The organism is Gymnodinialimonas sp. 202GB13-11, assembly GCF_040932485.1.
In the GTDB taxonomy this organism is placed as follows: domain Bacteria; phylum Pseudomonadota; class Alphaproteobacteria; order Rhodobacterales; family Rhodobacteraceae; genus Gymnodinialimonas; species Gymnodinialimonas hymeniacidonis.
The window spans coordinates 1,067,398-1,079,854 of the sequence record NZ_JBFRBH010000001.1 but is presented as its reverse complement, the minus strand read 5'-3'; the positions used below and the strand labels follow the sequence as shown (position 1 = coordinate 1,079,854).

Genomic DNA, 12,457 nt, shown 5'->3' with positions numbered 1-12,457 from the left:
GTAAATCTTTCCATGCAACCAGGAGGTGAGTTGCAAATTTCTTTTCAGATACGGTTTTTATCTATGTTTTGCAGTAATTTACCTATTTTTCCGTGAGTAAATTTCAGACCGCGCTTCGCGGAAAGGCGCAAGCTAGCTGCACCAGAGCGTCAATCTACCGAAGCTGTGTACAGGTGTTCAGTTAACGCAACGGCAAGTTGGCAACGCATAGCGCCGCGTCAAAGCGACCGCGACCTGCCGCTCACGCAGGCCATGCGAAAGCCAGGCGGGTTCCCCACGGGGTTGGATTAGCTATGTGCGCGCAGCCTCGAACTTGGCCCAAGCTTCGGCCAATTTTTCGATATCGAAGCCGTCCTCACGGGCTGGTCCAAGCACGATGGCCTCAGAGGCGACGACTGTTTCAATCGCGGCCTTCAGTTTGGGGATCACATCCTCCGGCACGACCAATGCGCCATGGCGGTCAGCATGGACCAATTCGCCCTGCGCGACTTGTAAGCCCATGATCGAGACGGGCGTGCCGATCTCTCGCACATGGACAAAACCGTGGCTCACCCCGACAGAGCCTGCCAGCACTGGGAACCCATCATCAATCACGTCGAGATCCCGCATCACGCCATTGGTCACGGCCCCAGCCAATCCCAGACCCTTATGGACGGCGACATGCACCTCGCCCCACCAACCGGCGATGCAATTCGGGTAGTCGAGATCTTCGACAACCGCGCAGGTCGGGCCATCGCCGTCGGCCATCGAGCGGAAATACTCCATCCGCCGCGCCTTGATGACGTCCGGCGCTTCTTGCGGCGGGGCAAGGCCCGCGATCTTGGCGGTCCGGGCCCGGCCCACGATGGGTGGATCACCGGGTTTGGAATGCTGCATCGTGCCGCGTGTGAAGCGGTTGAAGCCGCGCCCGCCTTGCGCGACTTCGATGGCGTTGCAGACGGTGGGCGTGTCGACCTGGCGCAGAAGGGCCAGCAAATCTACGGGGATATCAGCCATTCCAAGTCGCCCCTGCCGGATCGTCGGTGGCAACGACATGATACATCCCCGCCTCCCCCGTCATGGAAGGCACGGCGGCATGGGGCAGGTTTGCTGGCACTTTCATCGTGTCGCCTGGGGCAAGCGTCGTCTCCCCGCCCTCCCAGGTCACGCGCCAATGGCCTTTGACGGGCATCAGCACCGAGGCATGGTCGTGGCTGTGCATCGCCTCGGACGCCGATCCGCGCGTGATGAAATCCACCTCAAACCCCGGCTTGTCCCGCAACATGCCGTTTTCGCCAATCACCTTGGCCGGTGCGCGGTCGGACAGGGCCACCATATCCCAGTAGCGCGCCACGTAATTCGGCACGACATCGGACGTCGTCGGTTCCGGGAAGGCCTTGAGTTCGTCTTCCGTGAGCAAGGGCATCGGCCTAACACCATCTGGCAGCGCCTCCCCCTTCTTGCTGTCGTAAAGCTTGCCCTGCTCGGACAGGACCAGACCGTGATCAGCGGCATCTTCGATCACCTGCGGCGCCCAGATCACGCCACCGCCCGCATCATCCCCGCCCAGGATCGCCATGATCATCCCGTAATCGTCGCCGATGTTCTCGAAGCCACGGAAGATTCCCGTGGGAATGTTGAAGATATCGCCTTCCTCCAGCGTTACCTCTCCGGCATCGCCCCAGCGCCCCCAGAAAAACCGCCAGCGGCCTTTCAGCACGAAGAACACCTCTGCCGTGCGGTGCGAGTGCAGCGAGTTTCGGCACTTGGGCGGCTGCCCTGCCGCGCCGATGTTGAAGCCGATCTTGTCGGTGATGTGGACGTGCTGATCGGCGGACTCTGAGACGCCGCCGCCGATGATCGTGAAGTTTTCCTTCTGGTCGCTGCCCGGGGTATGGGCGTCGATGAAGGCGGTCTTGCAGGGCTTGAGCTCGCCATAGCGGACGATGTTGCGCGCCATATCGGTCATATCCATGTCTTTCATGTCGTCCTCTCGGTCGGTCTGATGGGTGCCTAGACCACAGGGTCCGGTGCCAGCTGGCGGAGCAGGTCGAATTCGTTGAACTGCATCCATTCTTCGGTGATCGTTTCACCTTCGATCTTGTGTTGGGTAATGCCCCACAGACGCACTTCGCGTCCGGTCGGGGTGCCGTATGGCCCAAAGCCGCCATGGGTGCCAGTGGCAGACCAGCGCAGCGACGACCATGTCGTGCCCTGCCCGTCCTGCATGTAGTAAAGCGCCTCAGGCTCGAAGCTGAGGTCGGGGAACGTGGCGAGCAGCGACAGGAGCGCGGATTGATATTGCGCGAGGCTGCGGTAGCTGCGGTTGGTGGGGCCTTGGTAGTTGAGTGCGGGCGCATAGGCGCGGGTCAGGCGCGACAGCATCCGGCGGTTCCAGACATCCTGCGTCATGGAACACAGGAAATCGGCCACATCGAACGGCCCATCCCCGCGCGGCGCGCCATGGGGCGGCTTGCCTTGGCCCGGGACGCAGGTGCGGCCGGAGGCGGCGAAAAGTGGGTCGGTCTCCACGCCTGCCGCCCGCGCGGCGGCGGCCAGCGCCTTCAGGTCGTAGCCGAGCTGTTGCAGGGTCGCGCCCAGATTATACTGGACATGCTCCTCGAAAATCTCGTTCTCGCGGGCCACGCAATTGGCGATGCACCAGACATTCACGGGCCGCATCGTTGGCGGCCCCCAGCGGCTGAAACCGGTGTTCGTGCCCTTGATGACGGTGCGGTGCGAGGTGTGGAAGCCGTGTTCTGCATCGCCGGCCCAGATGATCTCATCCGCGTAAAGCTTCACATCCGGGAAGGCGTTGATCGTGTGGGTCGTGTCGGCCACGATCTTGTCGCGCCCGTATTGCAGGCCCACGTCATCCCACACCCGGCAATTGTGGGCATAGGTGTCGTAAATGTAGCCGATGTCCTTCTCTTCCCAGATGCGGTGCGTGATGCGGACGATGTAGTCGATGATGTTGACGTATTGGTCCTCGAACCCCGTCATGTCCTGTTGGACGCCCTGCCCTTCGGCAAGAAACCGGTCCGTCCCGCCGCGCGTGTAATCCTGGAGCGAGACGCTCAAGTCCGTCGGCATAAGCTCAGCCGGAACAGCCAAAAGACTGTTCGTCGCTTTTGCCACTGCCGGGACCTTGGCCATCAGTTGCCCCCAAGCCGGATACGGTCGCCGCTTTCGGGATCGAAGAGGTAAAGGTGGTCGGGATCGAGCTTGATGCCCACCGTTTCCCCCTGTTCCTTGCGCAGGTGGCGGTCGCCGCGCGCGATCACGCGCTGCTTGCCCCATTGCACAGTCAGAAGCGTGCTTTCACCAGTACTCTCAAAGGCATAGATGCTGACATCAATGTCACCCTGCCCCGCGTCGTGCACGCTCATATCGTCCGCGCGCACGCCCAGAATAGCACTCGCGCGGTCGGGGCCGCCGATGCCGACGAGCTTGGTGCCGCCGGTGGTGACGAACATACCGGATTGGACCGATCCGTTGATGAGGTTCATGGCAGGCGAGCCGATGAAGCCTGCAACGAACATGTTGGCGGGGTCGTTGTAGATGTCATCAGGCGTTCCGAGCTGCTGGATGATGCCGTGGCGCATGACGGCCACGCGGTCTGCGAGCGTCATGGCTTCGATCTGGTCGTGGGTGACGTAGACGGTGGTGATCTGCAATTCGCGGGAAAGGTGCTTGAGTTCAGCCCGCATGGTGACACGCAGCTTGGCGTCGAGGTTGGACAAAGGCTCGTCCATCAGAAATACTTTGGGCGTGCGGACAATGGCGCGGGCGAGTGCCACACGCTGCCGCTGGCCGCCCGAAAGCGCTTTGGGCTTACGGTGCAAAAACTCAGTCAGTTCAACCTGTTCTGCGGCTTTCTTCACGCGCGGCTCGATATCGGCTTTGGGCGTGCCACGCACCTTCAACGGGTAGGCGATATTGTCGAAGATCGTCATGTGCGGATAAAGGCCGTAGTTCTGGAAGACCATGGCCACGTCGCGGTCTTTGGGCAGGTCATCGTTGACCATGCGGTCGCCAATCCAGATCTCTCCGGCTGTTGGATCCTCCAGCCCCGCAATCATGCGCATCGTCGTGGTTTTCCCGCAGCCTGAGGGGCCGAGCAGGACAAGGAATTCCTCGTCATGGATGTGCAACGACTGGTCGTCGACACCCACGAAATCGCCCCAGCGTTTGGTGAGGTTGTTGAGCCGGATTTCAGCCATGGATCAGGCCCTTTTGTGCTGTAGTGAAGCTGTAGTGTTTCGGTAGTTTTTCTGTAACTACACTCATCTCACCGCCCCCATCGTCATGCCCTGAACGAAATACTTCCGGATCGCGAGGGCGAGGACGAACATCGGCAGCATGATGATGATCCCGGCCGCAGAGAGCAGATTCCACAGATCGCCCTCTTCCCCCCGGAAGAGCGCCAGGCCGATGGGCAGCGTCGTGGCCTCGCGGTTCGTGAGGAACAGTGCGAAGAGAAACTCGTTCCAGGCGAGGATGAAGCAGAAGATCGAAGCGGTGACCAAACCCGGTGCGGCCATCGGCAGCACGATGTTCTTAATCACCTGAATACGCGAGGAGCCGTCGACCATCGCGGCCTCTTCGGTGTCCATCGGGATGCCGTCGATGAAGCCTTTGATCATCCAGATCGCAAACGGCATGACGATGGCGAGGTTCACGAGGATCAGGCCAATGCGTGTATCCAAAAGCCCCAGATCGCGGAACATGATGAAGAACGGCAGGATGATGACCACCGCCGGCACGAATTGCGTGGCGAGGATGACGACGAGGATCGTGGTCTCAAACTTCAGGCGGAAGCGGCTGAAGCTGTAAGCGGCCATGGTGGCAATGGGGATCGCGAAGATCACGGTCACGAAGGCCACGATGGTGGAATTGAAGAGCTTCGCGCCGAGGTCGTAGGGCTCCTCAAAGACCGTGCCGAAATTCTCCAGCGTCGGCGTGAAGAACAGGCGCAGCTGGTAGACTTCGACGTGGCTTTTGAACGCCGCGAGGAAGATCCAGATGATCGGGATCAGCATGATGAAGGCCGCGATCAAGATCAGGATGGTCTGCACGCCACGCCAGAGGCGTTGCTTGCGCTTGCCGGTCCAGAATTCGGAATTGGCGCCGGTCGTCGGGACTACGGATTGCTCACTCATCGCCCTCAATCCTTCTTGAACACGAATTTGGCGTAGAAATACGTCAGCACCATCATCGGGATCACCATCAGCCAGGCGACCGAGGCGGCGTAGCCGACCTGCCCGTAGCGGGTGGAGGTGATGTAGATGTAATGGCTAAGCGTCTGGGTCGCAGTGCCCGGCCCGCCATTGGTGAGCATGAAGACCTGATCGAAGGTCTTGAGGCTGAAAATTGCCTTGAGAATGATCACCACGGCCAGAACCGGCATCAGCTGCGGCAGGGTCACATCCTTGAAAACTCGCCAGCCCGAGGCGCCATCGACCTGTGCTGCCTCAATCGTATCTTGCGGCACGGAGGCCAGCCCGCCGATCAAAACCAGCGTCAGAAACGGGATCCAACCCCAGACATCGGCCATGACGATCACGGCAAAGGCGAGGTCCGGGTCGGCGAGCCAGCTGACATCGGCCAAGGGCGGGAAGACCACGCCGAAGAACGCATCGAAGAGGCCGAATTCCGGGTTGAACATAAAGCGAAAGGAGACGCCGATGAGCGCGGGGCTCATGGCGAACGGCAGGATCAGGAGGGTCTGCACGCCGGAGCGCAGCTTGCCGCCGGGGGCCAGCAGCATAGCGAGGCCGAGCGCAAACAGCGTCGTGAGCGCTACGGTGATCACTGTGTAAAGGCCCGTGACCCAGACGGAATTCCAGAAAGCGGGCTCATAGAGGAAAGCCCAGGTATAGTTCTCAAACCCCAGCCAATTCTGGGGGAAATCGCCCCGGTCGGTGCGGCCTTGATAGAAGGAAAACCGCAGGGACTCGATCAGGGGCCAGACGGCGGTGGCAAAGACCACCAGCACCGCTGGCACGACCAGCAGGTATTTCAGGGTTTGATCACGCATCGAAAAGCGGGCGGGGACGCGAACGCCCCCACCCCTCCAGGGAGGTTACTGGATGCGTCCCGCGCGCCGCAGCACACGGTCCGATTGTTCGGCGGCCGCCAGCATCAGCTCGCGCACGTTCCCGCCTGCCGCCGCTTCGGCAATGGCGGCCGAAAGGATGTCGCCCACTTCCGGCCATTCCGGGATTTGCGGCATGATGTCGGAGTTCTGCAGGCTGTCGTATGCCGCGGATTGAATGTCGGCGTTGGCCGCGTTCACATCCGGGTCGGTCAGCGAGGTCACATGGGTCACCACGTTGTTGATGATCGTCTCGCCACCCACTTCCCGCTCGATTGCATTCGCGCGATCCATATCGGGGTTCGACAGCCACTTGAGGAATTCCCATGCCGCTTCCTGGTTCTGCGAATAGCTGGAGATCGAGAACGGCATGGAGATTGCGTAGGTCGCCGTGGTGCCCTGGTAGGACGGCATGCCAACGAAGCCCACCTGATCGGCGTTGAGCGTGGAGCTGTCGGGGTTGATGAAGCCGGAATAGGCCCACCACCAGACAGGGATCATGGCCGAATTGCCCTGCATGAACGATTGCCGGGCATCCTGTTCGACAAAGGCGAGGCTGTTCGGGTTCGTCACGCCATGCTCGGTGTGCAGCGCGATATAAGCCTCGGTCGCGGCCAGCGCTTCTTCCGTGGTCCAGCCTGCGGTGAAGTCGTCGTTGAAGATCTGTCCGCCAGCGGCCCAGAGGAAGTTGATCCAGATGAACAGGTTCTGACGGTTGCCGTCGTTGTTGTAGTAGAGCGCGAGCGGCGCGATGTCGGGGTTGCTCTCCCCCAGTTCCTGTCCGATGCGGATCACGTCATCCCACGTGGCGGGCGGCGTTTCGATCAGGTCCTTGCGGTAGAACATCAGCTGCGCATGGGCGCGGAGCGGGAAGCCGAGCGTCTCGCCCTCGAACTGGGCGGAGCGGGCGAAGGCGGGCGGATAGCGATCCATCGAGATGCCATCACGGGCCATCAATTCGTCGATCCGCGTCAGCCAATGCGCGTTGGGCGGGCCCCAGCTGTCGAGGTAGTTGACCACGTCGAAGGCGCCGTTGGCGGCGATGCCTTCGGCGTTCACACGCTCCTGCAGGGAGCCGAACGGGATGAACGTCCATTCCACGTTGATGCCGGTCAGCTCAGTAAATTCGCTGTCGCGCAGGCGCAGGCCGTCGAATTGCGGCGTCACAACGGAAAGCACGTTGATGGTCGTGCCTTCGTACGGGCGATCCGGAAGCAGGCCATATGGCAGGTCTTGCGCATGGGCGAGCCTTGGAAGCCCCGCAGCCATTGCCATGGCCGATACCGTTGTAAGGAATGTCCGTCTTTGCATCGCTATACCTCCCAGATTGGCGATTCTCAGTCCGATAGTCACAACCTTAAGCGGAGTTTCGCGTTCCTCAAAGCATTTTTGCATAGGTATGCATTTCTTGACCCTGTGGACGGTTTTCCACAAGCGTGCGACGGGCCATGCCACGTTGTTCGTGTTTGGAAAAATCCGTGACGACAAAGCGGGTTATGGCAGATAAGCTGATTGCATCCCTCCTCCGGGGGACGTGACGTCCGATCTCAGGGCAAAGGCGGAAGGCGCAATATGGCGAAGGACGTGCATCCGGTCATCCTGTGCGGCGGTTCAGGCACGCGGCTTTGGCCGGTGTCACGGCAGTCTTTTCCAAAGCAGTTTACCAAGCTGACGGGTGAGCAATCCTTGTTCCAGACATCAGCGGCGCGCCTGAACCGGCCGGGCTTTGCCGCGCCAGTCATTGTCACAGCCTCGGACTTTCGGTTCATAGCACTGGAACAGCTTGCTGCGATCGAGATTGCGCCATCCGACATCCTGCTGGAGCCGTCAGCCAAAAACACCGCCGCTGCGATCTGCGCCGCCGCCTTGTCGATTGAGGCGCGGCATGGCCCGTCGCTGATGCTGGTCGCGCCGAGTGATCATCTGATCCCCGACGTCGATCTTTTCCACGCGGCCATCGAAGCGGCGCGCCCTTCGGCGGAGGCGGGTCATATCGTGACGTTCGGCATTCGGCCTGACCGTGCGGAGACAGGGTATGGCTGGCTGGAATTGTCTGAGGCCGACGCGGACGGCCTAGGCCCCGTAGCACAGCCGCTTCTTTCCTTCGTCGAAAAGCCCGATGCCCAGACCGCCGCCACGATGCTCGCCAGTGGCAAACACCTTTGGAATGCGGGGATCTTCTTCTTCTCCACCCAAACGATCCTTGCGGAACTGGCCCGCCACGCCCCGGACACGTTGGAACATACCCGCGCGGCGATGGACGCCTCAGAGCTCGATCTGGCCTTTCGCCGCCTTGCGCCCGCCCCGTGGGAAAACCTGCCCGATATCTCCATCGATCATGCGGTGATGCAAAAGGCCGAGGGCTTGGTCGTCGTTCCGTTCGAGGGCGCGTGGAGCGATATGGGCGATTGGCACGCCGTCTGGCGCGAGGCGGACAAAGATGCCAGCGGCCTGTCCGAGAGCGGGCATGTCACTGCTGTCGATTGCAAAGACACGCTTCTGTTTGGTGCCTCCGACCGGCAGGAGGTTGTCGGCATCGGGTTGGAGGACCTTGTCGTCGTGGCAATGAAGGATGCGGTGCTGGTGGCGCATCGTGACCGCGCGCAGGAGGCGAAAGAGGCCGTGGCGCGATTGGCGGCGAAAGGTGCGGATCAGGCCACGCAACTGCCTGTCGATTATCGCCCGTGGGGCTGGTTCGAAAGCCTGACAATGGGCCAGCGCTTTCAGGTCAAACAGATCGTGGTGAAGCCGGGGGCCGCGCTGTCGCTGCAAAGCCACCATCATAGGGCGGAACACTGGATCGTCGTTGAGGGGACCGCGAAGGTCACCATAAATGATGAGGTGCATTTGGTGTCGGAGAACCAATCCGTCTACGTGCCGCTGGGTGCTGCACACCGTCTGGAAAATCCCGGCAAACTGCCCATGCGGTTGGTTGAGGTGCAGACCGGCGGCTATCTGGGCGAAGATGACATCGTGCGCTACGAAGACCTGTACGCGCGCGACTGAAGGGCTGACGCCCCTATGGCCGCCCTTTCGGTGTCAGGTCCGAGAACGCGAAGCCCGTATGCGCCTCAAACTCCGCCTCATCCCAGAACCCGATCAAAATCCCCTCCTCTGCCGCAAGCTTCTGGCCTGCCAGGACGTCCGGCGTGGCCGTGATCCGCGTGTGGTGCTGTGTCGCCCATTTGAGCAAGGCGGCGTCCATGCGGGCGCGCACGGCAACATGATCGCGCGCGTCTGATCGGCCCAGATCAACCAATTCCTGCGGATCACTTTCCAGATCGAACAGGATGGGATCGAACCCTTCACAGCGCACGTATTTCCACCGGCCATCGAAGATCATGGTCGTGCGCGCGTCTTCCTGCGCAACGCCAAGAGCTTCGGCCATCTCGGACCAGTGGTAATCATATTCGCTGATCGCGTAGCGTCGGTTGATGTTGCCTGCCCCGTGCAAGATCGGCGTCAGATCCCTGCCCTCGATCACGTGCGGCTTCGCCTCCGCCCCCAGCGCAGTCATGAAGGTCGGGGCAAGGTCTATCATCTCGACCAAAGCATCGCAGGTACTGCCGCGGGATGGATCAGCCTCTGGCCGCGGATCGGCAAGGATCATGGGCACTTTCACCGCCATTTCATGGTAAAAGTCCTTCTCACCCATCCAGTGATCGCCCATGTAATCGCCATGGTCAGACGCGAAGGCGATGATCGTGTTCTCGCTGAGCCCCTTCTCGTCCATCCAAGCGAACAACCGCCCGAGATTGTCATCAAGCTGTTTGATCAGGCCCATATAGGCCGGGATCACATGTTTGCGCACCTCATCGCGGGCGAAGGTCTGGCACACACGGCCATTGCGGTAGGCGCCCAAGAGGGGATGTTCATCTCCCCGCTCAGCGACTGAACGGACCGGATCGACGATGTGCCGTTCATCATACATGTCATGGTAGGGCGCGGGCACGATGTAGGGCCAGTGGGGCTTGATATAGCTTAGATGGCACAGCCAGGGCCGCCCGTCCTCCGCCGCGCTTTCCATGAAATCCATGGCACGGTTGGTCATGTAGGCCGTCTCAGAATGCTCTTCGGGCACATTTGCGGCAAGGCGGGAGTTCTTGAGTAGCCAGGCCGACATCAATTCCCCGTCGGCGTCGAGACCGGAATTGGCGAAATCCTCCCACGGATTGTCACTCTCAAACCCATGAGAGACGAGGTAATCGTCATAGGCGGACCAGCCCTGCCGCGCGCTGTCGGGGTGCAGGCCGTCATCCCGCTCAAACGGTTCAAATCCGCATTCCGCACGTCGCACGCCGATCTCGCTATCGGGGTCGATCCCAAGCCAGGCCATGCCTTCTAGATCCGCCCGCATATGGGTTTTGCCGACCAGAACCGCGCGGGCCCCGGCTTCACGCAAATGATCGCCCAGCGTTGGCTCCCCCACGCGCAGGGGCATGCCGTTCCAGGTAGAGCCATGGCTGCGCATGTAGCGCCCGGTATAGGCTGACATCCGCGATGGCCCACAGACGGGCGACTGCACATAGGCGTTTGAGAACCGCACGCCCCGCGCCGCCAGCGCATCAATGTGGGGCGTGTGCAGATGCGGATGGCCGTAGCAACTGAGATAGTCGAACCGCAACTGATCTGCCATGATCCACAGAACATTGGGGCGATCAGTCATAGGAGCGTCTCTTTGTAACGTGGCACTGGCCATCACCGTTTCAGCCCGATGGATTTGCCACAAGCGATTTTTCGGACCTCATGGGTGGGCGCGGCCTTGGTCATTACAGCGCCATTGGCCGCCTTTGCCTAAAGACAGCGCGGAAATGGTTCACGACAGTGTTTTCGGTTCAGGCGTTGTGCGCCGCCTCGTCGCGCAGAATGTTCTTTTGCACCTTACCCATCGTGTTGCGTGGCAACTCGGGCAGGATGCGGACAGTGCGCGGGATCTTGTAACGCGCAAGCCGGTCCGCGAGCGCGGCAATGATGGTATCGGCGTCGGTCTCAGCGGCATCGTTCAGCACGACCGCAGCGGCCACGGCCTCGCCCAGATCAGGGTGCGGGACACCATACACAGCGCTTTCAAGAACGCCCGGCAGGTCGTCGATCTGAACCTCGACCTCTTTAGGGTAGACGTTGAATCCGCCTGAAATCACCAGATCCTTTTGCCGGCCGACGATGGACAGATAGCCGTCTTCGTCCATCTGGCCGAGATCCCCGGTGATGAACCAGCCGTCTTTGGTGAAGCTTTCATCCGTCTTTTCCGGGTTGCGCCAATAGCCCTTTGTCACGTTGGGTCCGCGCACTTCGATCCCGCCGATGCCCTTTTCGTCGGGCTGCGCAATCCGCAAGGACACGCCCGGCGAGGGCATACCAACGGTGCCCGCACGCCGCGCGCCGTCGTAGGGGTTGGAGGTGATCATATTGGTCTCGGTCATGCCGTAGCGTTCAAGGATGGCGTGGCCAGTCTGCTCCTCAAACGCTTTATGGCTTTCGGCCAGAAGTGGGGCAGAACCTGAAATGATCAGGCGCATATGGGCCAGCGTGTCGCGTGTGAAACGGGGATCGTCCAACATACGGGTATAGAAGGTTGGCACGCCCATTATCGCCGTGCAGCGGGGAAGTTGGTGGGCCAAGGCATCAACATTGAAAGCCGGCAGAAACACCATGCGCGCACCGGCGCATAAGATGACGTTGGTGGCCACAAACAGCCCATGCGTATGAAAGATCGGCAGCGCGTGGAGGAGTGTATCGTCCCGCGTAAAGCGCCAAAGATCGGTCAGGACCTTTGCGTTGGAGATCAGGTTGTCATGGGTCAGCATCGCGCCTTTGGACCGCCCGGTGGTGCCAGACGTGTAAAGGATTCCGGCAAGATCATCCGGTCCGCGCGGTACAGGTGCGGCCTCCGGTCCATCTGCTGTCAGGTCTTTTGGCGTGGCGACACGCACACCACGGGCTTTGGCCACATCGCGCGCACCCTCTGTCGAAGCATCTAGGATCAGCAAAGCCGGTTCCGCATCTTCGAGGAAGTAATCAATCTCCGCCCCGATATAGCCGGTGTTTAATGGCACGAACACGCCGCCCGCAGCTACCGTTGCCAGATAAAGGATAAGGCCCTGCGGCGACTTCTCAATCTGGCACAAGACACGATCGCCCGGTGTGACACCGGCGGCGATCAGATGACCTGCTGTTTGGGCCACCCGGGATCGCAGAACGCCGTAAGTGAGTGTCTCTCCCTCCGGCGTTACAAGGAACACGTCCGCGTCGGGCTGAGTGTTCAATAGGGTGTCGAGAAGTGTATTCTTGCTCATCTCAGATTATCTCGTGGGCGGGGAGTTTGGCTTGGGTGGCGGGTGCGTGCAGTTTGCTCAGCGGCGGTTGGATCGAAGGAGCAAT

10 protein-coding genes are annotated in these 12,457 nt (G+C 60.8%); 1 reads left to right on the top strand and 9 read right to left on the bottom strand.

From position 1 onward, the window contains the following. Positions 1–291 precede the first annotated feature (291 nt). The 7 genes from V8J81_RS05485 to V8J81_RS05455 form a co-directional block, all read right to left on the bottom strand. The gene (locus V8J81_RS05485; protein ID WP_368474741.1) at positions 292–996 is read right to left on the bottom strand and encodes an RraA family protein; all 705 of its coding nucleotides are present in this window, start codon (positions 994–996) and stop codon (positions 292–294) included. Next, the gene (locus V8J81_RS05480; RefSeq protein ID WP_439649870.1) at positions 989–1,963 is read right to left on the bottom strand and encodes a cupin domain-containing protein; all 975 of its coding nucleotides are present in this window, start codon (positions 1,961–1,963) and stop codon (positions 989–991) included. Before V8J81_RS05480 ends, V8J81_RS05485 begins: the two co-directional genes overlap by 8 nt. 29 nt (positions 1,964–1,992) lie before the next feature. Further along, entirely contained in the window at positions 1,993–3,135 is a 1,143-nt protein-coding gene (locus V8J81_RS05475) for a nuclear transport factor 2 family protein (RefSeq protein WP_368474740.1), read from the bottom strand. Next, entirely contained in the window at positions 3,135–4,202 is a 1,068-nt protein-coding gene (locus tag V8J81_RS05470) for an ABC transporter ATP-binding protein (protein WP_368474739.1), read from the bottom strand. The genes V8J81_RS05475 and V8J81_RS05470 overlap by 1 nt, the downstream gene beginning before the upstream one ends. A gap of 63 nt (positions 4,203–4,265) precedes the next feature. Next, a complete protein-coding gene (locus V8J81_RS05465; RefSeq protein ID WP_368474738.1) occupies positions 4,266–5,141 on the bottom strand; it encodes a carbohydrate ABC transporter permease in 876 nt (291 codons plus the stop codon). Between the two features lie 5 nt (positions 5,142–5,146). Next, positions 5,147–6,019 (bottom strand): carbohydrate ABC transporter permease, encoded by an 873-nt coding sequence (locus tag V8J81_RS05460; RefSeq protein ID WP_368474737.1) that lies wholly within the window; start codon positions 6,017–6,019, stop codon positions 5,147–5,149. A 45-nt stretch (positions 6,020–6,064) separates the two neighbouring features. Further along, on the bottom strand, positions 6,065–7,387 hold the full coding sequence (locus tag V8J81_RS05455) for an ABC transporter substrate-binding protein (protein WP_368474736.1): 1,323 nt from the start codon (positions 7,385–7,387) through the stop codon (positions 6,065–6,067). 261 nt (positions 7,388–7,648) lie between these two features. On the opposite strand from V8J81_RS05455, the gene V8J81_RS05450 reads away from it, so the two are divergent. Next, entirely contained in the window at positions 7,649–9,082 is a 1,434-nt protein-coding gene (locus V8J81_RS05450; RefSeq protein ID WP_368474735.1) for a mannose-1-phosphate guanylyltransferase/mannose-6-phosphate isomerase, read from the top strand. A 13-nt stretch (positions 9,083–9,095) separates the two neighbouring features. Here the strand turns inward: V8J81_RS05450 and V8J81_RS05445 are convergent, their stop codons facing one another. Together V8J81_RS05445 and V8J81_RS05440 are read right to left on the bottom strand one after the other, a co-directional pair. After that, entirely contained in the window at positions 9,096–10,742 is a 1,647-nt protein-coding gene (locus V8J81_RS05445) for a sulfatase-like hydrolase/transferase (protein ID WP_368474734.1), read from the bottom strand. A 169-nt stretch (positions 10,743–10,911) separates the two neighbouring features. After that, positions 10,912–12,372, bottom strand: coding sequence for an AMP-binding protein (locus V8J81_RS05440; protein ID WP_368474733.1), 1,461 nt, complete (start codon positions 12,370–12,372; stop codon positions 10,912–10,914). Positions 12,373–12,457: the final 85 nt, after the last annotated feature.

Bases quoted from the DNA above. Each gene is read 5' to 3' on its own strand.
- V8J81_RS05485 (WP_368474741.1), bottom strand. From the start codon at position 996: ATGGCTGATATCCCCGTAGATTTGCTGGCCCTTCTGCGCCAGGTCGAC.
- V8J81_RS05480 (WP_439649870.1), bottom strand. From the start codon at position 1,963: ATGAAAGACATGGATATGACCGATATGGCGCGCAACATCGTCCGCTAT.
- V8J81_RS05475 (WP_368474740.1), bottom strand. From the start codon at position 3,135: ATGGCCAAGGTCCCGGCAGTGGCAAAAGCGACGAACAGTCTTTTGGCT.
- V8J81_RS05470 (WP_368474739.1), bottom strand. From the start codon at position 4,202: ATGGCTGAAATCCGGCTCAACAACCTCACCAAACGCTGGGGCGATTTC.
- V8J81_RS05465 (WP_368474738.1), bottom strand. From the start codon at position 5,141: ATGAGTGAGCAATCCGTAGTCCCGACGACCGGCGCCAATTCCGAATTC.
- V8J81_RS05460 (WP_368474737.1), bottom strand. From the start codon at position 6,019: ATGCGTGATCAAACCCTGAAATACCTGCTGGTCGTGCCAGCGGTGCTG.
- V8J81_RS05455 (WP_368474736.1), bottom strand. From the start codon at position 7,387: ATGCAAAGACGGACATTCCTTACAACGGTATCGGCCATGGCAATGGCT.
- V8J81_RS05450 (WP_368474735.1), top strand. From the start codon at position 7,649: ATGGCGAAGGACGTGCATCCGGTCATCCTGTGCGGCGGTTCAGGCACG.
- V8J81_RS05445 (WP_368474734.1), bottom strand. From the start codon at position 10,742: ATGACTGATCGCCCCAATGTTCTGTGGATCATGGCAGATCAGTTGCGG.
- V8J81_RS05440 (WP_368474733.1), bottom strand. From the start codon at position 12,372: ATGAGCAAGAATACACTTCTCGACACCCTATTGAACACTCAGCCCGAC.